Below are 20,685 nucleotides of genomic sequence, written 5' to 3' on the forward strand. Positions count from 1 at the left end.
CGACGCGATAAGCCCCTCCCGAGGGAGGGTTTTGGGGTGGGGTCAGACTTGTAAACGCGGTCGTAGACCGCGATAACGGCGGGCGAAAGCAAGATTGCCTGCGAAAAATTGTTTATAGATTTTGTTATGATATACCCGATTGTAATTTACGGAGATGAGGTGCTGCGCCGCAAATGCGAGCCGATTGCGCCCGATTACCCCGATGTGAAAAAACTCGCCGAGGACATGTTCCTCACGCTCGAAGAGGCCGAAGGCGTCGGACTGGCTGCGCCCCAGATCGGCAAGGACATTCGTCTGTTCATCGTCGACTGCACTCCGTGGGCCGAGGAGGACCCGTCGTGCGCCGATTACAAGCGCGCCTTCGTCAATCCCGAGATTTACGAATTTTCCGAGGAGAAGAAGACCTATAACGAGGGCTGCCTCTCGTTTCCCGGGATTCATGCCGACGTGGCCCGCTCGCTGTCGATCCGCATGCGCTACATGGACACCGACTTTGTCGAGCACGACGAGGAGTTCACGGGACTCAAGGCGTGGGTCATCCAGCACGAATACGATCACATCGAAGGCGTGGTCTTCACCGACCGGATCGCACCGCTTCGCCGCCAGCTGCTCAAGAGCAAACTGCTGAACCTTGCGAAGGGGAAATACCGCTGTGCCTATAAAACCAGATAGCATGAAAAAACTTTTCGCTTTTGCATTCGCCGCGATGATGCTGGCGGGATGCGTCAAATCGCCCCTCGTAGGCGGAATCTATACCGATGTGAAGGACGGGCTGGCCGTGACGGGCAACGCCGGGTCGAGCAAGGTCGGCACGGCCGAGGCCAAGGGATATGTAGGTGTCGTCGCCCTGGGCGATGCGAGCATCCAGGCTGCGGCCCGCGAAGCCGGTATCACGCGCATCCACCACGTAGACTACCAGGCCAAGTCCTATGTCGGCGTCTACACGATCTACACGATCATCGTCTACGGTGACTAAACGTCTCCTGCTGGCGGCTGCCCTCTGCATCGCCGGAGCCTCGACGCTCCCGGCGCAGAATATCCGCAACCATTACGTCTCGAAAGCCGAGACCGACGGGGTGATCTACCACACCTTTCCCGTGACGCTTTTCGAGAACCGGGAAGCGGGCGACCTGACTTTCGACATCACCTACAAGGAGCATCGCGGCGGGCGCGCCACGATCAATTTCACATGCCGTATGGCGCAGGCCGTGCCGGCCGATTCGGTGCGTTTCGCGGCGGATGCGGCGGTGATGTCCGGCCCGGTGGACAAACTCTACCTCGAACCGGAAAAGAAGCAGTGGAAGCACCGGTACACCTTCGATGCCGACGGGTCGGAACTCTGCGGCTTCTTCGACGAGCGGGCTTTGCCCGAGGTGACGGTTTACGTCGGGGGAAAGCCGTACGTTTATCGCGCCAAACGCTCCGCATGGCGCAGTTACGCGCCGATAGGGTATCGGATATTCGATATGATTCGTGTAAACGAACAGTAGTTTTCGGTTCTCGCGGGCATCTTTCGCCCTGCTTTGTCCGGTCCGGACGGGAAATGCGGTTGTATCTCCTGTCCGGACCGGACTGCGTTATGGCGAAATCCGCTTCGGGACACTCAAAAACGGAGGGTTGTCGTTTCTCGGTGCACGGCGCTGCGTCGCGCGGGCCGGAAGCGATGCATCCAGCCTCGTGCGCCGGTGTCAAAAAAACAACCGGACCCGAAATGAATCGGGTCCGGTCGCTGTTTTCAGGCGTCTATGGTTAGAACTTGTATGCCGCGCCGATGCTGATGACTACGGGGTTCTTGCGCCAGTCGTCGAACATGGGCTGCCATTTCAGGCCGGCCGAAAGGTCCCAGTTGCGGGCTACCTCGAAGTCGAAACCTCCGCCGATGTTCAGGCCTGCGGCCCACTTGCCGATGTCATTGGCCGTGAAACCCACTGCCGGATAAACGCTCCAGCCTTCGCCCAAGTGGAAGACGTACTGCGCGTCGACGCTGATGTCGATCGAACAGCCGCTGTGCAGCAGCGCCATCAGCGACGGTTCGATACGCCAGTTGTCCGTGAAGCTGTAACGTCCGAATGCACCCAGACCCACCACGGCGTCACCCGTGTTGGTGTAGATGTTCATACGCGGGCCGAGCGCCCAATTGCCTTTGTCCTGCGCCGATGCTGCCGTTACTGCGAACAGCGCGACGATCGCCGTTAAAAGAATTTTTTTCATGTTTCGTTTTTTTATATTGAATAAACGTTATTTCAAACTGTTTGCCAAAACAAATATAGGAAATTTCCCGATTGCGGCCAAATATATTCAATGAACCCGACTTTTTTATAAATAAAAAGGAGGTCCGCGACAATCGTGCGCGGACCTCCGGAGTGTGTCGCCCCGAGGGGGCGTGAAATGCTACTTCTGATTGAGTGCAGCGTGTGCGGCCGCCAGGCGTGCGATGGGCACGCGGAAGGGCGAGCAGCTCACGTAGTTCAGACCTGCGTAGTGGCAGAACTCCACCGACGAAGGTTCGCCGCCGTGTTCGCCGCAGATACCGCATTTGAGGTTTTCGCGGGTTCCGCGGCCCTTGAATACGGCTTCGCGGATCAACTGGCCCACGCCGTTGCGGTCGAGGATCTGGAACGGGTCGTTTTTCAGGATGCCCTTCTCCAGATATACCGGCAGGAACTTGCCGATGTCGTCGCGCGAGAATCCGAGGGTCATCTGCGTCAGGTCGTTGGTTCCGAACGAGAAGAACTCGGCGACTTCGGCGATCTGGTTGGCCGTCACGGCGGCGCGCGGCACCTCGATCATCGTGCCGACCATGTAGTCGATCTTGTCGTTGCGCTCCGAGAACACCTGCTCGGCCGTTGTGTCGATGATGTTCTTCTGGTAGCGCAGCTCCTTGTGGTTGCCCACCAGCGGCACCATGATCTCCACGTGAACGGGGATGCCTGTGGCCTTGACGTTCATGGCCGCCTCGATGATGGCGCGGGCCTGCATCTCGGTGATCTCGGGGTAGGTGTTGCCCAGACGGCAGCCGCGGTGTCCCAGCATGGGGTTGAACTCGGCCAGCGACTCGACCTTGGCGACGATCTTCTGGAGGGGCACGCCCATTTCGGCGGCCATCTCTTTCTGGCCCTTCTCATCGTGGGGAACGAACTCGTGCAGCGGGGGGTCCAGAAGGCGCACCGTCACGGGGTAGCCGTTCATGGCCTTGAACAGCCCCTCGAAGTCGCCGCGCTGGATCGGCAGCAGCTTGGCCAGCGCCACGCGGCGTCCGGCTTCGTCGTCGGCGAGGATCATCTCGCGGATGGCCTTGATGCGGTCGCCCTCGAAGAACATGTGCTCCGTGCGGCAGAGTCCGATGCCTTCGGCGCCGAAGGCGAATGCCTGTGCGGCGTCTTTCGGGGTGTCGGCGTTGGCGCGGACCTTCAGCACCGAATATTTCCCGGCGAGGTCCATCAGTTGTCCGAAGTCGCCGCTCAGGTCGGCGGCCTTGGTGGCTACCTGACCGAGGTATACTTCGCCCGTCGAGCCGTTGAGCGAGATCCAGTCGCCCTCCTTCACGGTGAATCCGTTCACCTGGATCGTGCGGGCTTTATAGTCGATCTGCAATTCGCCGGCGCCCGATACGCAGCATTTGCCCATGCCGCGGGCCACGACGGCCGCGTGCGAGGTCATGCCGCCGCGTGCGGTCAGGATACCTGCCGCGTCGAGCATGCCCTTGAGGTCTTCGGGCGAAGTCTCGATGCGCACCAGAATGGCGCGCTGGCCGGTTTTCTCCAGCACCTTCTCGGCGTCCTCGGCGAAGAACACCACGGGACCCGTGGCGGCTCCCGGCGATGCGGGCAGGCCCTTGGTGATGACCTGCGCATTGGCGATGGCCTTCTTGTCGAAGACGGGGTGGAGCAGTTCGTCGAGCTTCGCAGGCTCGCAGCGCAGTACGGCGGTCTTTTCGTCGATCAGACCCTCGCGCAGCATGTCCATGGCGATCTTGACCATCGCCGCGCCCGTGCGCTTGCCGTTGCGGCACTGGAGCATCCAGAGTTTGCCGTCCTGAATCGTGAATTCGATGTCCTGCATGTCCTTGAAGTACTGCTCCAGGTGGTGCTGGATTTCGTCCAGCTCCTTGTAAACCTCGGGCATCACCTCTTCGAGCGAGGGGAACTTCGCCTTGCGCTCCTCCTCCGAAACCTTCTGGGCCACGGCCCAGCGCTTCGAACCCTCGATGGTGATCTGCTGCGGGGTGCGGATGCCGGCTACGACGTCCTCGCCCTGGGCGTTGATCAGGTATTCGCCGTTGAAGAGGTTCTCACCCGTTGCGGCGTCGCGCGAGAAGGCTACGCCCGTCGCGGAATTCTCTCCCATGTTGCCGAATACCATGGCCTGTACCGATACGGCCGTGCCCCACTCGGCGGGGATGTTGTTGAGTTTGCGGTAGAGGATGGCGCGTTCGTTCATCCACGATCCGAACACGGCGCAGATGGCTCCCCACAGCTGGTCCCACGGACAGGTCGGGAAATCCTCGCCGGTCTGCTTCTTCACGGCGGCCTTGAAGTTCTTCACCAGCTCCTTGAGGTCGTCGGTCGTCAGGTCGGTGTCGTTCTTCACGCCCTTCTTGGCCTTCTGCTCCTCGATGATCACCTCGAACGGGTCGTGGTCTTCCTTCGAAACGGGTTTCATGCCCAGCACCACGTCGCCGTACATCTGTACGAAGCGGCGGTACGAATCCCAGGCGAACCGCGGGTTGCCCGTGCGCTTGGCCACGGCCTCCACGGCCTGGTCGTTCATGCCCAGGTTGAGGATGGTGTCCATCATGCCGGGCATCGAGGCGCGTGCGCCCGAACGTACGGATACGAGCAGCGGCATCTCCTTGTCGCCGAATTTCATGCCGGTCAGTTTCTCGATGTTCTTCATCGCCCTTTCGACCTCGGGGCGGAGCATCTCGATGACGGCCTCTTTGCCGTGCTTGTAGAATTCCGCACACACTTCCGTGGTGATGGTGAATCCCGGGGGCACGGGGATGCCGATAAGGTTCATCTCCGCAAGGTTCGCACCCTTGCCGCCGAGCAGTTCACGCATTTTGCCGTTTCCTTCGGCCTCTTTGTTGCCGAAGGTATAGACCCGTTTTACGTCTGCCATAACTTTTTTGGTTTTGAATTATAGTATAAATATAAAAATTTTTTCTTTTACCTTACCCTTAAAGCCGAAAAATTGCGGTGACGTTTCCGTTACCGCATCCGTAAAATGCATTTCCGTCGAAGGGATTGCGAAAATACGAAAACTTTTCGAAATATCCAAAAAATTCTACCGGATGTAAATGAATACCGGAAGCGAATAACCGTAGCCGCCGCGATAAACCCCGCGGGAGTAGGTCGTGAGGGGGTTACCGCTCTTTTGGTCAACCAGATAGCGGCGTGCGAAAACGTCGCCCTCCGAGGTGGTCAGCGCCGTGTCCGCGAGGATACGGTCGCGCATCTGCCACCGTCCGCCGCGTCGTACCGTGCCCCGTCCGGCCTGTTCGGCGCGCCGGGTCGCGTCGCGCAGTCCCCAGCGTCCGGGGTCGGGGAGATCCGAGCGTCCCAGCACGATCAGTTTCACGTGCGGACGCTCCGCACGCAGGTCGCGCACGACCCATTGGGCCATGCGTGCGTCGCCGCACAGCGCCAGCCCCACGGTGTCGCGTCCGAGTTCGCCCTCGACGTAGAGGTAGCGGCGTCCCGGCTCGTCGCGGGTCGGGTAGAAGAGGTCTCCGTAGTAGAGCAGCGCAAAATCCATTCCGTCGAGCGAATTGAGCGTGCGGTGGAGGTAGGAGTAGTCGCCCCGGCAGGCGGCGGCGATGTCGCGCACGACCTGTTCGTTTTCGACGCCCCACAGGGCGACCAGGGGCAGGGCCATTGAGTCGATCACGGCAGCCGTGTTGCGGATTTTACGCGCGTAACGCTCTGCGGTCCAATGCAGACGGCCTTCGGGCGTGTAGTCTGCGTCGTCGTAGAAAAGCGCCGGGACGGTGTCGTAAATCCGGTCCACGTCGTAGAAAGCGATTCCTATGGGGCGTTGCCCGTAAGAGTGGCAATTAAAAATTAAGAATGAAAAATTGAGAATTATCAGCAGACGCAGCCACATGGTTCCGCCGGTTTAGAGTGGTTGTTCGGGCAGGAAATCGCGGGGCGAGCAGCCGAGGAATTTGGCGATTTCGTTGATGTGGTTGAGGTTGTATTTCGAAGGACTTTTGGGGCTTTCCACTTGGCTGATAAATCCGTCGCTCACCCCGATTCCGTAGGCTAAAGTCGCTTGTGAAACACGTTGAGCCATCCGCTCTTTGCGGACAGCTGCACTGACGTATTTATCGAACGCGCTTTTCGGTTTCACAAACATCTGTTTAGATGTTGTAAAACTAAAAAAGATGCCAGAGTGAAAGTTTAGTTATAACTTAAATTCGCTTACGTATAGGTAGATGTTTTGTCTCTTTTATCGGATTTATGGACATTTTGTGTTTCGTTCGCCCCAGCCCCCCCCCTGGGGGCGAACGACGGGCGCGGTGCGCCCGGAAGATTATCCGCACCGGGAGGGATGCGTCCGGGACAAGTGGGAAGCACAGAAGCCTACGACCGCTCTTGCGAGCGGTTTTGGGTACCTTTTGCCACCAAAAGGTACAAAGCCTCCGCGGCATACGCCGCGGTTAAGGCTGCTTTGCCGACCAAAAAGCGGCAAACAACACCAGTCGAAGAGTGCAAATATCTTTTGCAGCCGGGAGATACGCAAAAAATCCCCGCGTTGAAAACGCAGGGATTCAGTCGCCGGATTGCGAAACCCGGCGCAATGCGCCCGGACTACCGGATTCCGTATTTGCGCAGGATCTTCCGGATACGGGGCAGCCGCTCCGAGATCATGCGGTCGTAGCCCAGGTCGGAACCGTGGTCGCAGTCGATGGTTCCCTCGGCGTCCCGGCCGAAGAACCATTCGCCGTCGAGGAAGTAGACGTTGTCGTATTGCTTCGCCAGCCGCCGCATCATCCCGTCCGCGGTGTTGATCCGCTCGCGGTGGAATTTCGCGGCCTCCTGATCGAGGTTGCCTGCGGTGTGCCAGTGGGTCTGCATGAAGATCAGCGGTTTGTCGGGATGGGCCTTGACGAGCGTCGCCACGAACGCGTCGAGGCGCTCGCGGATCATCTTCGGGGAGGGGTTCGAAAAGGCGTCGAACAGGAAGGCGTCGGCGTCGGTCTCGGCGAGCAGCCGCGCGAATTCGGGCTGGAGCATGCAGTTGCCGCTGTACCCCAGATTGACGAACTCGATGCCCGTCATGCGGCTCATGCGCGCAGGATAGGTCATGCCCGGGCGGCTGGCCGAAGCTCCGTGGGTGACGCTCGATCCGAAGACGATCACGCGGTGCTTGTAAGGCGATTCGAGCGGCGTGACGGATGCACCTTCGTCCACGCCGATCTCCAGCGTCAGCAGTTCGCTCCACGCCGGCAGGTAGAGCATGCACTCCTTGGGCTGTCCGTCCATGTGCTCGACGATGGTGCTGGCGTGCCGGTCCTGTAATCCGGGACGTGCCGCACCGGCCATCGTCCATACGCCGTTTTCGCGGACGTAGAGATCCATGCCGCGTTGCAGGACCGGGGTCATGTTCCAGCCGTAGCTGCGCGGTGCGGTGGTCCAGCGGGCCTCGATCCGGCGGCTGTCGGTGGTGAAAAGCACGGCCACGCCGGCCGGGTAGCCGCAGTAGTGGCGGATGGTGGCGTTGTCGAAACGGTAGCGCGTCGTGTCGACCCGGTAATAGGGATGCCCCTCCATCGGGCAGGTGCGGCCGATGATGGTCAGCGTCGAGGCGTCGACGTACTTTTGCGCCGATGCGGCGTGAAACATCGACAGCCCGGCTGCAATGAATAATAGGTGTTTTATCATGGTTGGTTTGAGTTGGTCAGCCTTCGATCACGCCCGATCCGACCAGCTGGTCGCCGTCGTACCACGCCGCGAACTGTCCGGGGGTGATGCCCCGCTGGGGCCGGTCGAAAACGAGGTAAGCCCCTTCGTCGCGGACGAACAGCCGCGCGCCCTGCAAGAGCTGGCGGTAGCGGATGCGGACGGAGAACCGGGCGCTCTGCCCGGCGGTCAGCTCCCGGGCGGGGTTCACCCAGTGGATTTCGCCGGGCGCGATGTGCAGCGCGGGGCGCCACAGCCCGGGGTGGGCGTCGCCCTCGCCGACCCAGATCACGTTCTGCACCGTGTCCGTGGCGAGGATGAACAGCGACTCCCTGCGGCCTCCGATGCCGAGTCCCTTGCGCTGTCCGATGGTGTAGTAATGGGCGCCGTTGTGCTCGCCGATCTTCTTGCCGTCGCGCACGGTGTAATGCCACGGTTCGGCCAGCGCCGCGAGTTGTCCGGTCGTCGGCTCTCCCTCCGCCGGGACCTCCTCGCGCACGTATTTCGGCCATGCGGGGAGTATTTCGTGGATGTTGCCCTTTTTCGGGGCGAGCTTTTGCTGGAGGAAGGTCGGCAGGTCGACCTTGCCCACGAAGCAGATGCCCTGCGAATCCTTGCGTTTGGCCGTGGCGAGACCCTGCTCCTCGGCGATGCGCCGCACCTCGGGTTTGAGCAGCCCGCCGACGGGAAACAACGCCCGGCTGAGCTGCTCCTGCGAGAGCTGGCAGAGGAAATAGCTCTGGTCCTTGTTGGGATCGCTGCCTGCGAGCAGCTTATGGATCGTCCTCCCGTCAGGCAGCGTCTCTTCCGCCTTGCGGCAGTAGTGGCCCGTGGCCACGTAGTCGGCGCCCAACTTCAGCGCCTCGCGCAGGAATACGTCGAATTTGATTTCGCGGTTGCACAGCACGTCGGGATTGGGCGTGCGGCCCCGTTCGTATTCGGCGAACATGTAATCCACGACACGCGTGCGGTAGTCTGCCGAGAGGTCGACCACGTGCAGCTCGATGTCGAGTTTCCTGGCCACGAGTTCGGCGAAAACCCGGTCGTCGTGCCACGGACAGTCGCCTTCGAGCGTTCCCGTCGTGTCGTGCCAGTTGATCATAAAAAGCCCTACGACCTCATGCCCCTGCTCCTTGAGGAGCCAGGCCGCCACCGACGAATCGACGCCGCCCGAAAGTCCGATTACCACCCGTGCCATCCTTATTCCAATGTCAAGAGTCCTTCGGGCAGCACCAGGTGCATCGTGCGCCCCTCGAAGTCGATGCGGGCGATGAACTCCTCGACGGCGGGGACCAGCACCTGCCGTCCGCCGATCTCCAGTTCGAACAGCGGATTGGCGTCGCTGTCGTAGTAGTCGGTGACCGTCCCGCAGAGTTTCCCGGAGGCGCATGACCCGGTTTCGCCGGCGGCGGTCGCCGCCCTTCCGGACGAGGCTCCGGCCTCTTCGGCCACGACCGCGAAGCCGATCAGGTTTTCGAGGTAAAATTCGTCGTCGTCCTCTTCGCCGTTCATCTCGATCCGGAATTCCAGCCCGACAAGCTCCTGCGCCCTGCGCTCGGTGTCGAAATCGGCGAATGTCGCCGTGGCTCCCGACTGGCCGCGGCGTTCGAAACGCTCGCACCAGAGCGGAACCTCCAGCGCGTCGATGGTGACGCGCAGCGGGGTGTCGGTCGTGAAATCCTCGGGGAAAGCGGGGTAGAGCGAGAGCATCACTCCGCCCTCCGTGCCGAAAAGTTTGTTGATTCTGCCTGCGGGAACGATCATGTCGGTTGAATTATGGCGTAAAAATACAAAAAAAACGGTAATCTTCCCGTGGGAAGTTTACCGTTTTTATTCGGATCGGGAAACGTCTTGCCGCGTCCCTTCCCTGTGTCGCCTTATTATTCGGCGGCGGGAGCTTCCGGAGCGGCCTCTTCGGCAGCAGTCTCCGCAGCGGCAGCCTCGGCGGCCTCACGGGCGGCAGCCTCGGCAGCGGCCTTCTTCTCGGCGATTGCGGCAGCGCGCTCCTCCTTGATCTTGGCCTCGGCAGCCAGACGGGCCTTCTCGGCCGACTTGGCGTCGGTGGCCAGCTTGTTGGTCTTGGCTTCGATCTTGCCGGCTTTGGCTTCCATCCACTTGTTGAAGCGGGCTTCTGCCTCGGTTTCGGTGAACGCACCCTTGGCGACGCCGCCCAGCAGGTGTTTCTTGTACATTACGCCCTTGTACGAGAGGATAGCCCGACAGGTGTCCGTAGGTTGTGCGCCTTTCTGTAACCAATCCAGGGCTTTCCCGAAGTCCAGGTCGATCGTAGCAGGATTCGTGTTGGGGTTGTAGGTTCCCAGCTTCTCGATGAATTTACCATCACGTGGCGCTCTGCTATCTGCGGCAACGATGTGATAGAAGGCATAACCCTTCTTACCGTGACGTGCCAGACGAATTTTAACAGCCATTTGCTATAAAATTTTGTTGTAATTAATAAAAAACGCTCACCCCTTCGGGCTTTTAAGCCTGCAAATGTAGGGAAAATATTCCGCCCGGCAAAATAAATGCCCTAAAAAACTGCATTTCACGGCTGTGACGGGGTTGTCCGGAAGAATGGGACGGGCCGCTTCGGGTTGTTGCGGGGCGGGTCGGAAATGAAAGACGGATTGAATTCAATTGCCTGAAAACCAATCCGTCCGTTGTGATCCCGGCGGGATTCGAACCCACGACCGACAGCTTAGAAGGCTGTTGCTCTATCCAACTGAGCTACGAGACCATCGTTGAAACAACGCTGCAAAAGTAAGAAATTTCGGGCCAACTGCAAACTTATCGTCCGATTTCTTGCTCCGGACCCGGACGGTCCGCCATACTCCGGAAAAACGGTCCCGGCTCTATTTCGTGAGGTATTTGTCGAGATACATTTTCAGTTCGCGCGGCATGACGGGCTTGGTGATGAATCCGTTGCATCCCGCCTCCTCGGCGACGCGCCGGTCGGTGTCGAAAGCATAGGCCGTCTGCATGATGACGGGCAGACTGTCCGTATGGAGCCGAATCTCCTTCAGCGCCTCGATACCGTCCATCACAGGCATTTTAATATCCATCAATACGGCGTCGGGATTGTGCGATAGCGCATACGCCACTGCCTCCTTGCCGTTCTTCGCCCAGAGCAGGTCATACTCTTTCTTGAGGATTATTTCCAGCAGCTTGTAATTGCTTTCCACGTCTTCTGCAATCAGGATCAACGGCTTACGTTCGGATGTATTGTTGTCTGTCATTGTGTATTACGTTGCAGTTCCCGCAAATATAGGAAATTTTTTCCAAAACCGTCGTTCGTCAACGGTAAAATGTTCCTTCGAAATGCGTTGCGTTTCCGCATCCGTCGGTGACCGAAAGACGCACGGCGTGGGTGCGCCGCTGCGCCGGCGCGTCGAAGAAATGAACCAGCGTTCCTTTCATCGGAAAACGGTCGCAGGGAACCCATTTGCCGTCGATGTGCAGCCTCCACGAGGCGATGCCCGAGAAGTTGTCCGCGGCGCGGAACCGCACCCCTTCGGCCCGGGTGAGGTCGGCGCCTTCGGCGAAGAGCGGACGGATCGCGGGCGGCAGCGTGTCGGCTACGATCGCCAGGTCTCCGGCCGTCCGCACCGAAGCCGTCACCGCGCCGTCGGCATATGCGCCTCCGACGCAGGCCAGCGAGCCTCTGCGCGTGCGTACGGCCAGTTGGGCGCGTAGTTGCAGCGGGCGCGGCACGCTGCCGCGGAGCGTGACCTCCACGGCGCGGAAAAGGGGCGTCGCGGGGTCGAAGAAACGGTAGGCGGGCGAGAGCACGACGACGCCCGAATCCGCCTGCGGGGCCTCTCCGAGTCCGGGACGGACGAAGATCGGCTCGTAAATCGTTCCTTCGGGAATGCGGACCTCCGCCTCGCGTCCGACGCGCAGGACCGAAGTCCGGTCGGGCCGCAGCGTCACGGCCGTGGTGTCGGCCTCGGCGCGGAACTCCCCGGCGCGTCCGCGGACGGCGAATTCCAGCGTCGAGACATTGCCGCAGTCGTCCTCGGCCTCGATGCGGATGCGGCGCACCTGCCCTTCCGCCGTGCGTATCAGCCCGCGTTCCGCCATCGTCGGGTAGAAACTGTCGGGCGCGCCCTCCAGCTGGGCCAGGCGGATCGCCTCGTTGTGCGAATTGATTTGTATCGGGTAACAGCTCACGGCATCGCTGCAACGCGATATGTCGTAGGTGAAGCTGTCCATGCGGAATTCGAAGCAGGGGATGCCGTCCGCGAAGGCTGTGACGCGCCATACCCCGAAGGAGTTCCAGACATCGTTGCGGCGGTCGGTGACTTCGGCCACGAAATAGCCCCTGCGGCCCACGCCGACGGGCCCGTCGTGGGTCAGGGCGTAACGGCCTGCGGCCGTGCGGACCACGGCGTAGCTCTCCGGGACGCTGCGCACGGGCACGCCCTGCACGGTGTCGACCTCGACGTAGTGCAGGCGCACGATGCGCGGCGGATATTCATCCCTGGGGCGGATGATTCCTTCGCGGACGGGGTTGTAGAGCCGCTGGGTCTCCGTGTCGCGGATTTCGTAATGGAGGTGCGGGCCGCCCGACGAACCGCTGTCGCCCGAGTAAGCCACCACGTCGCCCTGCTTCACGGGCCAGGTTCCGGGACCGAACCAGAGGTTCACGCCGTTCGAACGGCGTTCGTAACGCTCCCTGCGCACGTGCCGCTCGATGTCGTCGCGGAAACGCCGGAGGTGGCCGTAGACGACCGTCGTGCCGTTGCGGAGCGTGAGGTAGACGGCGCGCCCGTAGCCGCCCGCCTGCAATACCACGCGCGAAACGTAGCCGTCGGCCGCGGCCACGACCGGTTTGCCCTCCTCGGCGTCGGTCTTGATGTCCACGCCCGCATGGAAATGCCCGGGACGGATTTCGCCGAAATTGGCCGAGTAGAGCCGTTGTTTGAGCTCCCGCAGGGGGTAGATGTAGTCGTTGGGGGCGAGTTGCTGGCCTTGTGCCCCGAGGCAGGCCGTCGTAAGCAAAAAAAGTATTAGAAATCGTTGCATGTGTCCGTCTCCCTGACCATTGCCGAGGCTGCGTCCATGACGGCCTCGTAGTCGTATCCGAGCGAAAGCCCGTAGCGTATCAGTCTGGTTTTCAGTTCGTATTGCGAGGTGTATTTCACCGTCCGGGCCTTGCGTTCGAGCTGCTGCGCGAGCCGCTCGCCCATTGCCGGACGGTCGGCCTGCGACAACGCCGCGTCGATCCGTTCCTTCGAAACCCCCTTGCGTTGGAGCGCCGTGCGGATTTTGTACTCGCCCCAGCCGCTGAGCCGCAGTTTTTCGCGCACGAAGGCCTCGGCGTAGCGGCTGTCGTCGATAAAGCGGTCGCGCACCAGCCGGCCGAGCACCTGCTCGGCATCCTTTTCCGCCACTCCCCAGCCGCGCATCAACCGCCGGGCGTCGCCCTCCGACTTTTCGGCGCGGGCGCAGAGGCGCATCAGCGCCGCGAGCGCCTCGTCGGGCGTTTTGTCGCGTTTTTTCCTTATTTCAGCCGGGTGCATACCATGCGCGGTTTTCCGAAGAGGTCCTCGCGGACCTCGGTGTCGGTGTATCCTTCGGCGCCGAGCATGCGGACGATCTCCGCCGCGGCGCGTTCGTAAATCTCGAACCAAAGACGTCCGCCGGGCGTCAGCATCTGCCGTCCCGCCCGGGCGATGGCGCGGTAGAAACGGATGGCGTCGTCGTCGGGGACGAACAGCGCCAGGCCGGGTTCGTGGTCGCGGACGTTGGGGTGCATCGCCGCGCGGTCGCTCTCGGGAACGTAGGGCGGATTCGATACGATCGCGTCGAACCGCTCCGGAAAAGCCTCCTCCAGCCCGTTCAGGGCATCGGCTTTGCGGAGCGTGACCGCCGCGCCGAGTTGTTGGAAATTCTCCGCCGCCACGGTCAGCGCGTCGTCCGAGATGTCGGCGGCGAAGACCTCCGTCCCGGGCATCCCCAGAGCCAGCGAAGCCGCGATGCAGCCGCTGCCCGTCCCTACGTCCAGCAGCCTCCGGGCTTCGCGCTCCCCGTGCAGGATCGCGTCGACCAGCTCTTCGGTTTCGGGCCGCGGGATCAGAACCCCTTCGCGCACGGCGAAGCGGCGGCCGTAAAATTCCGTGTGTCCGACGACGTATTGCAACGGTTCGCCCGCAGCCAGACGGGCTGCGGCCTCTTCCAGCCCTTCGACGGCGAGTTCCGCTTCCGGGTCGGTCAGCAGGGCCGACGGCGAAAGCCCCGAAAGCTCCGCCACGGCGGCCAGCGCGATGCTGCGGGCTTCGCGTGCGTCGTAAAGTCCCGTGAGCCGTGCGGCCAGCGCGTCGATGCTCCCGCGGCGCGTCATTGGCGGATGAAGTTGGCCAGGGCGATGGCCACGGCGGCTTCGACGACCACCGCGCCGCGCAGGGCGACGCAGACGTCGTGGCGGCCGTGGATTTCCAGCGGTTCGACCTTGTTGGTCGCCAGGTTGTAGGTGATCTGTTCGCGGCCGATGCTCGGCGTGGGTTTCAGCGCCGCGCGCACCACGATCTCGTTGCCGTTGGTGATGCCTCCGTTGATGCCCCCGGCGTTGTTGGTCGCCGTCGTGCCGTCGCAGTCGGTGAAGCTGTCGTTGTTCTCCGAGCCGCGCAGACGCGCTCCGGCGAATCCGCTGCCGAATTCGACCCCCTTGACCGCCGGGACGGCGAACAGCAGGTGGGCGATCATGCTTTCGGCCGAGTCGAAGAAGGGCTGTCCCAGGCCGAGGGGCACGCCCTGCACGCGGCATTCGACGATGCCGCCCACCGAGTCGCGGTCGGCCGCCGCGGCATGCAGCACCTCGTTGAAACGTTCGGGGTCGGTGCAGCCGCCGATCTCGGTCAGCCGGGTCGCGAAGCGGATGCTTGCGGGCAGCATCTTTTTGGCCACGACGCCCGCGGCCACCAGCGCCACCGTGAGGCGCGCCGAGAAGTGTCCGCCGCCGCGCGGATCGTTGAATCCGGCGAATTTGTGGTAGGCCACCAGGTCGGCGTGCGAGGGGCGGTAGTGGCGCATGACGGTCGAGTAGTCCTGCGAGTGGGTGTTGGTGTTGGCGAATTCGATGGTCAGCGGCGCGCCCGTCGTGTAGCCGTCGTAGACTCCCGACACGATCTGCGGTACGTCGGGTTCGCGCCTCGGCGTCGTGCCGGGCGCTCCGCTGCGGCGTCGCGCGAGGTCTTCGGCGAAGTCCTCCTCCGAGAGCGGGATGCCCGCCGGGACGCCGTCCAGCGAAATGCCTATCTGGTGTCCGTGCGACTCGCCCCAGATGGCGAGCCGGAAATTGTGTCCGAATTGGTTCATGGGCGGTTTGGTGTTTTAGACCCGAATATGTTCCAGGTCCTCGAAGAACCCGGGATAGCTTTTGGCGACGCTCTCGGCCCCCTCGATCTCCACGGCTTCGTCCGAGCGCAGGGCGGCGACGGCCAGCGACATGGCCATGCGGTGGTCGCCGTGGCTCTGCGTGCGTGCCGCGCGGACCTTTCCGCCGCGTATTTTCATCAGATCCTCCTCCGAGGTGTCGACCTCGATGCCCAGTTTGGCATACTCCTCGCGGATGGCCTCCGAGCGGTTGCATTCCTTGTATTCGAGGCGCGAGGTTCCCCGGATGACGCTCACTCCGTCGGCCGCGGCGGCCAGCGCGGCCAGCGCCGGGAACAGGTCGGGACAGTTCGTGGCGTCGAATTCGAAGGCCCGGAGCGGCCTGTGCAGGGCCGTCACCGAGTCCTCCTCGTTGATCACGGCGGCTCCTGCGCGCACCAGCGCGGTGCAGATGGCCGTGTCGGCCTGCTTCGAGAGCATCGAGACGTTGCGCACGGTGACCTCTCCGGCCGTGGCGCCCGCCACCAGCAGCATCGCCGCGGCGCTCCAGTCGCCCTCGATGCTGAAATAGGTCGAACGGTAGCGCTGCCGTCCGGGGATGTAGAACTCCTCGTAGTCGCGCTGGCTGATTTCGATGCCGAAGCGCGCGGCCGTGTCGAGAGTCATATCTAAATAAGGTGTCGAGACCGCTCCGCGTACGTGCAGCGAGGTGTCGCGCCTGGCCAGCGGCAGCGCGAGCAGCAGCCCCGTGATGAACTGCGACGAGACCGACCCGTCGACTTCGGCCTCTCCGCCCTGGATCGGGCCGCAGACCTCGATGGGGAGGAATCCCCCGTTGTCGCGGACCCGCACGCCCAGCCGGCGGAGCGGTTCGAACATCATCTGCATCGGGCGGCGCAGCAGCGAGCCGCGCCCCTCGATGGTGACGGGTGTGGGGCAGAGCGATGCCACGGGCGTGAAAAGACGTGTCGAGAGGCCCGATTCGCCGACGTTGAGCACGCAGCCCTTCGGGGACAGTCCGCCTTCGATCGAGAGCGATGTGGGGTCGACCCGGCGCACCCGCGCGCCGAGCGTCTCGATACATTGCAGGGCGGAACGCGTGTCGTCGCAGAATTCGATGTTGCGCAGCACCGAAACCTCCTCCGAGAGCAGTGCCGCTGCGAGGGCACGCTGTGCATAGCTTTTCGAACAGGGCGGCGTCAGCGTGCCTTTGACGCGGCCCGGCGGAACCGTTTTATCCATATTTACTCATTAACCTCCTGTCCCTTGCGGTTTTTCATCTCCTGCGTCAGCTGATGGCTCTTCTTCAGCTCGAAATGCTGCCCGAGGTAGACCTTGCGGACCATCGGGTCGGCGGCCAGCTCTTCGGCCGTACCCGTTTTCAGGATCTTGCCCTCGTAGAGCAGGTAGGTGCGGTCGGTGATGGCCAGCGTCTCGTCGACGTTGTGGTCGGTGATGATCACGCCGATGTTCTTGTGCTTGAGCGTCGCCACGATCGACTGGATGTCCTCCACGGCGATCGGGTCCACGCCGGCGAACGGTTCATCCAGCAGGATGAACGCCGGATTGATGGCCACGGCGCGCGCGATCTCCGTACGGCGGCGTTCGCCGCCCGAGAGCTGTATGCCGAGGCTTTTGCGCACCTTTTGCAGCCGGAACTCCTCGATCAGCGCTTCGACGCGTTCGTTCTGGTACTCCTTCGAGAAGGAGGTCATCTCCAGCACGGCCCGTATGTTGTCCTCCACCGAGAGGCGGCGGAATACCGACGCCTCCTGCGCCAGATAGCCTACGCCGAGCTGGGCGCGGCGGTATACGGGCAGGTCCGTCAGTTCGGAGGCCTGGCCTTCGTCGCTTTCGAGGAAAATGCGCCCTTCGTTGGGCTTGATCAGTCCCACGATCATGTAGAAGGTCGTGGTCTTGCCGGCTCCGTTGGGACCCAGAAGGCCTACGATCTCTCCCTGGTTGACGTCGATCGACACGTGGTCGACGACGGTCCGGGCCTTGTATTTCTTGACGAGCTCGCTGGTGTAAAGACGCATTGCGTTTCGATAATTTTTTTACAAAGTTATGTTTTTTTCCGAAAAGTTTTTTATCTTTACATTGAATTTTATGATTTTTAAAGCATACTATCGGCGAAATGAAACAATTTGATTCTTCCCTGCTGCATGACAAGCTGAAGGAGTACTTCGGCTTTTCGTCGTTCAAGGGAAACCAGGAAGCGGTGATCCGCAATGTGCTGGAAGGCAAGGATACTTTCGTGCTGATGCCCACGGGCGGCGGCAAGTCTTTGTGCTACCAGTTGCCGGCCATGCTGATGGACGGCGTTGCGATCGTCATATCGCCGCTGATCGCCCTGATGAAGAATCAGGTCGACGCCATGCGCACCTTCTCGGCCGAGTCGGGGATTGCGCATTTCCTGAATTCGTCGCTCAACAAGACAGCCGTGGCGCAGGTTCGGCAGGATGTGCTCGACGGCAAGACCAAATTGCTCTATTTCGCACCCGAGTCGCTCACCAAGGAGGACAACGTGGCGTTCCTGCGCAAGATAAAGGTTTCGTTCTACGCCATCGACGAGGCGCACTGCATTTCGGAGTGGGGACACGACTTCCGCCCGGAGTACCGCCGCATCCGGCCGATCATCAACGAGATCGGCTCGGCGCCGCTGATCGCCCTGACGGCTACGGCCACGCCCAAGGTGCAGCTCGACATCCAGAAGAATCTGGGCATGTCCGACGCCTCGGTCTTCAAATCGTCGTTCAACCGCCCGAACCTCTACTACGAAATCCGGCCCAAGCACAACGTCGACCACGACATCATCCGTTTCATCAAGCAGAACGAGGGCAAGAGCGGCATCATCTACTGCCTGAGCCGCAAGAAGGTCGAGGAGCTGACCGAGTTGCTCGTGGCCAACGGCATCCGGGCGCTGGCCTACCACGCCGGGATGGATGCGTCGACGCGCGCCGCCAATCAGGACGACTTCCTGATGGAGCGCGTCGAGGTGATCGTGGCGACGATCGCTTTCGGCATGGGCATCGACAAACCCGACGTGCGCTATGTCATCCACTACGACATTCCCAAGTCGCTCGAAGGCTATTACCAGGAGACGGGCCGTGCCGGCCGCGACGGCGGCGAGGGCTACTGCCTGACCTTTTACAGTTACAAGGACATCCAGAAACTCGAGAAGTTCATGCAGGGCAAGCCCATCGCCGAACAGGAGATCGGCAAGCTGCTGCTGCTGGAGACGGTTTCCTACGCCGAGAGTTCGATGTGCCGCCGCAAGACGCTGCTGCACTATTTCGGCGAGGACTATACCGAGGACAACTGCGGCAACTGCGACAACTGCCGCAATCCCAAACCGAAGGTCGATGCCCGGGCTGCGCTCAAGATGGCGCTCGAAGCCCTGCGCGACATCGGAGACAAGTTCAAGGCCGACTATCTGGTCAACGTTCTGGTGGGCAAGACCACGGCCCTGATCAAGAGCTACGGGCACAACAAGTCGAAATGGTTCGGTGCGGGCGCCGAGCACGACGCCCGTTTCTGGGGCGCGGTGCTGCGTCAGGCTTTGATACTGGGCCTCATCGACAAGAATATCGAAAACTACGGGCTGATTTCGGTCAACAAGAAGGGCGAGGGCTATATCGCCCTGCCGTTCCCGGTGACCGTGACCCTCGACCACGACTACGACGAGGAGGAGAAGGAGTCCGAGTCCGTGGCTCCGATGGGCAAGGGCGGCGCGGCCGACGAGGAGCTGTTCTCGATGCTGAAGGACCTGCGCAAGAAGGTCGCCAAGCAGCACGGGCTGCCGCCGTTCGTCATTTTCCAGGACCCGTCGCTGGAGGACATGGCTGTGCAGTACCCGATCACGTTCGAAGAGATGCAGAACATCACGGGCGTCGGCGTGGGCAAGGCGCGCAAGTTCGGCGAGGAGTTCATCCGCCTGATCAAGGCCTATGTCGAGGAGAAGGAGATCATCCGTCCGCAGGACATGATCGTCAAGGGCGTGGCCAGCAAGTCGGGCAACAAGATCTTCATCATCCAGTCGATCGACCGCAAGATGGATTTCGAGGACATCGCCCGCGCCAAGGACCTCGACTTCGACGAACTGCTGACCGAGATCGAAGGCATCGTCAACGCCGGAACGAAACTCGATATTTCCTACTATCTGAAGGAGTTCATGGACGAGGACAAGATCGAGGACATTTACCTCTACTTCAAGGAGGACGCCGAGAGCGACTCGCTCGACGCGGCCATCGAGGAGCTGGGGGCCGATTATACCGAGGAGGAGATACGCCTGGTGCGCATTAAGTTTATGTGCGAGCAGGGCAACTGATTTTCGGTTTTACAGGGTGTTTTCCGCACTTCGTCTGCGGCCCGGGACCGTCCTGTTTTTGCAGCTCCTGCTCGGGCCCGAAGCCCGGAAACCGTTCCTCCGGAATCAAAAAGCAGATGAAACGGGGTTGGCCTTCGGGTGCCGCTGGCAAGGATGTAACTAACCGATATAACCTAATTTTGACGCCTATGAACAAGAAGACTTTTACTTTAGCCGTGATTTTTCTGATCTGCGCGCTGGGGTGGCTCGGGGCCAATGTCTATTGGCGGGTGACGCGCTCCAACTGCGTGAATGCGTTCGATCTGGTCGTGGGCGTGCTGTTCGTCGCGGCCGGAGTCGGAATGGTGTATAACGAGTTCAACAAAAAGAAATGCAGACACCTCGATGAGGTGAACAAGCACAAAATTCCTTGACCGATGCGTGCGATAGACCGTTTTCAGGCCGTCATGGCCGTCGTATTTTTCATAGGGACCCTGGTTTCGGCCTGGCGGGTCGCCGTCGCCGACGGAGGGGACATCTGGTACGTTCCCGTGATCATGGCCCTGGCATCCGCCGCGATGACCGTCGGCGCGTTGCAGCACCGGAAAAGGAAAGTTACCCAAAATAAGGATTGACATGAAAACCAATCTTATGCAGCTCCTGCGCCTCGTACTGATGGTGCTGGCTGTCGCGGGCGTCATCTATGCCATCGAATTCATGGAGCGCGGCATCGCCGTGTGGTTCTGGGTTGCGCTGCTCGGTATCGGGTTCGTGGGCCTGCTCTATACGTTCCGCCTGACGCAGCGCTGCGTGGCCCGGGAAAATCGCGAGCGGCAGCGGCTCGAAAAGAAGCGCAGCCGCCGTTCGAAACGCTGACCGGGGCTGTAACCGGAGGATGTCGGTCGTTTTGCCGGTTCCGGGTGCGTGACCCGGCCGGAATCGTTTTCCGGGGTCCGCAGGTTCCGTGCGGCTCTTTCGTCCGGGATCGCTCGTCCGGTCGTTTGGACGTTGACCCCGGCTCGGAGCGTCGCTCCGAATCTTCGGTCCTGTCCGATCAGCCCCCCCCCTGCATGCGCCGGCCGCCGGACAATCTTGTCCGGCGGCCGGCGCATGTTCAGTTCTGAATCGAGGCGAGCG

The 20,685-nt window shown here is 61.4% G+C and carries 22 protein-coding genes and 1 tRNA gene; 7 read left to right on the forward strand and 16 right to left on the reverse strand.

The window, feature by feature from the left end; all coding sequences use genetic code 11:
* The first annotated feature begins 126 nt into the window (after positions 1 to 126).
* The 3 genes from def to DWW03_RS08570 are packed head-to-tail and all read left to right on the forward strand — an operon-like array spanning position 127 to position 1,490.
* Positions 127 to 672, forward strand: coding sequence for a peptide deformylase (gene def, locus DWW03_RS08560; RefSeq protein ID WP_015546683.1), 546 nt, complete (start codon positions 127 to 129; stop codon positions 670 to 672).
* 1 nt (position 673) lies between these two features.
* Entirely contained in the window at positions 674 to 976 is a 303-nt protein-coding gene (locus DWW03_RS08565; RefSeq protein WP_015546684.1) for a TRL-like family protein, read from the forward strand.
* Positions 969 to 1,490, forward strand: coding sequence for a hypothetical protein (locus DWW03_RS08570; protein WP_022061742.1), 522 nt, complete (start codon positions 969 to 971; stop codon positions 1,488 to 1,490). Before DWW03_RS08565 ends, DWW03_RS08570 begins: the two co-directional genes overlap by 8 nt.
* A 259-nt stretch (positions 1,491 to 1,749) precedes the next feature.
* On the opposite strand, the gene DWW03_RS08575 is transcribed toward DWW03_RS08570, so the two are convergent.
* The 16 genes from DWW03_RS08575 to lptB form a co-directional block, all read right to left on the reverse strand.
* Complete coding sequence (locus DWW03_RS08575; protein WP_022061743.1) at positions 1,750 to 2,211, reverse strand: outer membrane beta-barrel protein; 462 nt, start codon at positions 2,209 to 2,211, stop codon at positions 1,750 to 1,752.
* A 180-nt stretch (positions 2,212 to 2,391) separates the two neighbouring features.
* Positions 2,392 to 5,121, reverse strand: a complete 2,730-nt coding sequence (gene ppdK / locus DWW03_RS08580; protein ID WP_118406610.1) for a pyruvate, phosphate dikinase — start codon at positions 5,119 to 5,121, stop codon at positions 2,392 to 2,394.
* Positions 5,122 to 5,286: 165 nt separating this feature from the next.
* The gene (locus DWW03_RS08585) at positions 5,287 to 6,105 is read right to left on the reverse strand and encodes a hypothetical protein (protein ID WP_015546686.1); all 819 of its coding nucleotides are present in this window, start codon (positions 6,103 to 6,105) and stop codon (positions 5,287 to 5,289) included.
* A gap of 12 nt (positions 6,106 to 6,117) precedes the next feature.
* Positions 6,118 to 6,357 carry a helix-turn-helix domain-containing protein gene (locus DWW03_RS08590; RefSeq protein WP_015546687.1) on the reverse strand — a complete coding sequence of 80 codons (240 nt, stop codon included), beginning with the start codon at positions 6,355 to 6,357 and terminating at the stop codon, positions 6,118 to 6,120.
* A gap of 455 nt (positions 6,358 to 6,812) precedes the next feature.
* Complete coding sequence (locus tag DWW03_RS08595) at positions 6,813 to 7,886, reverse strand: SGNH/GDSL hydrolase family protein (RefSeq protein WP_229095986.1); 1,074 nt, start codon at positions 7,884 to 7,886, stop codon at positions 6,813 to 6,815.
* 16 nt (positions 7,887 to 7,902) lie between these two features.
* The gene (gene mnmA, locus DWW03_RS08600; RefSeq protein WP_118406611.1) at positions 7,903 to 9,102 is read right to left on the reverse strand and encodes a tRNA 2-thiouridine(34) synthase MnmA; all 1,200 of its coding nucleotides are present in this window, start codon (positions 9,100 to 9,102) and stop codon (positions 7,903 to 7,905) included.
* A 2-nt stretch (positions 9,103 to 9,104) separates the two neighbouring features.
* Positions 9,105 to 9,668, reverse strand: coding sequence for a ribosome maturation factor RimM (locus DWW03_RS08605; protein WP_022061747.1), 564 nt, complete (start codon positions 9,666 to 9,668; stop codon positions 9,105 to 9,107).
* Between the two features lie 116 nt (positions 9,669 to 9,784).
* On the reverse strand, positions 9,785 to 10,333 hold the full coding sequence (locus tag DWW03_RS08610; RefSeq protein WP_022061748.1) for a 30S ribosomal protein S16: 549 nt from the start codon (positions 10,331 to 10,333) through the stop codon (positions 9,785 to 9,787).
* 234 nt (positions 10,334 to 10,567) lie between these two features.
* Positions 10,568 to 10,641: transfer RNA gene (locus DWW03_RS08615), tRNA-Arg, on the reverse strand.
* Positions 10,642 to 10,756: 115 nt separating this feature from the next.
* Positions 10,757 to 11,140 carry a response regulator gene (locus DWW03_RS08620; RefSeq protein ID WP_015546692.1) on the reverse strand — a complete coding sequence of 128 codons (384 nt, stop codon included), beginning with the start codon at positions 11,138 to 11,140 and terminating at the stop codon, positions 10,757 to 10,759.
* Positions 11,141 to 11,198: 58 nt separating this feature from the next.
* The gene (locus DWW03_RS08625; RefSeq protein WP_022061749.1) at positions 11,199 to 12,929 is read right to left on the reverse strand and encodes a M23 family metallopeptidase; all 1,731 of its coding nucleotides are present in this window, start codon (positions 12,927 to 12,929) and stop codon (positions 11,199 to 11,201) included.
* Positions 12,914 to 13,426: a regulatory protein RecX gene (locus tag DWW03_RS08630; RefSeq protein ID WP_022061750.1), complete on the reverse strand. Its 513-nt coding sequence runs from the start codon at positions 13,424 to 13,426 to the stop codon at positions 12,914 to 12,916. Before DWW03_RS08630 ends, DWW03_RS08625 begins: the two co-directional genes overlap by 16 nt.
* Positions 13,408 to 14,247 (reverse strand): peptide chain release factor N(5)-glutamine methyltransferase, encoded by an 840-nt coding sequence (gene prmC / locus DWW03_RS08635; protein ID WP_015546695.1) that lies wholly within the window; start codon positions 14,245 to 14,247, stop codon positions 13,408 to 13,410. Before prmC ends, DWW03_RS08630 begins: the two co-directional genes overlap by 19 nt.
* On the reverse strand, positions 14,244 to 15,221 hold the full coding sequence (locus tag DWW03_RS08640) for a chorismate synthase (protein ID WP_022061751.1): 978 nt from the start codon (positions 15,219 to 15,221) through the stop codon (positions 14,244 to 14,246). The genes prmC and DWW03_RS08640 overlap by 4 nt, the downstream gene beginning before the upstream one ends.
* 15 nt (positions 15,222 to 15,236) lie before the next feature.
* Positions 15,237 to 16,481, reverse strand: coding sequence for a 3-phosphoshikimate 1-carboxyvinyltransferase (aroA, locus tag DWW03_RS08645; protein ID WP_022061752.1), 1,245 nt, complete (start codon positions 16,479 to 16,481; stop codon positions 15,237 to 15,239).
* A 2-nt stretch (positions 16,482 to 16,483) separates the two neighbouring features.
* Entirely contained in the window at positions 16,484 to 17,278 is a 795-nt protein-coding gene (gene lptB / locus DWW03_RS08650; protein WP_015546698.1) for an LPS export ABC transporter ATP-binding protein, read from the reverse strand.
* A gap of 98 nt (positions 17,279 to 17,376) precedes the next feature.
* On the opposite strand from lptB, the gene recQ reads away from it, so the two are divergent.
* The 4 genes from recQ to DWW03_RS16770 all read left to right on the forward strand — a co-directional run bounded on the left by recQ (position 17,377) and on the right by DWW03_RS16770 (position 20,424).
* Complete coding sequence (gene recQ, locus DWW03_RS08655) at positions 17,377 to 19,569, forward strand: DNA helicase RecQ (protein WP_015546699.1); 2,193 nt, start codon at positions 17,377 to 17,379, stop codon at positions 19,567 to 19,569.
* 188 nt (positions 19,570 to 19,757) lie between these two features.
* On the forward strand, positions 19,758 to 19,982 hold the full coding sequence (locus DWW03_RS08660; protein ID WP_022061753.1) for a hypothetical protein: 225 nt from the start codon (positions 19,758 to 19,760) through the stop codon (positions 19,980 to 19,982).
* A 3-nt stretch (positions 19,983 to 19,985) separates the two neighbouring features.
* On the forward strand, positions 19,986 to 20,183 hold the full coding sequence (locus DWW03_RS08665; protein ID WP_015546701.1) for a hypothetical protein: 198 nt from the start codon (positions 19,986 to 19,988) through the stop codon (positions 20,181 to 20,183).
* A gap of 1 nt (position 20,184) precedes the next feature.
* Complete coding sequence (locus DWW03_RS16770) at positions 20,185 to 20,424, forward strand: hypothetical protein (RefSeq protein ID WP_118406646.1); 240 nt, start codon at positions 20,185 to 20,187, stop codon at positions 20,422 to 20,424.
* Positions 20,425 to 20,685 lie beyond the last annotated feature (261 nt).

It is taken from the genome of Alistipes sp. AF14-19, assembly GCF_003461645.1.
In the GTDB taxonomy this organism is placed as follows: Bacteria; Bacteroidota; Bacteroidia; order Bacteroidales; family Rikenellaceae; genus Alistipes; species Alistipes shahii.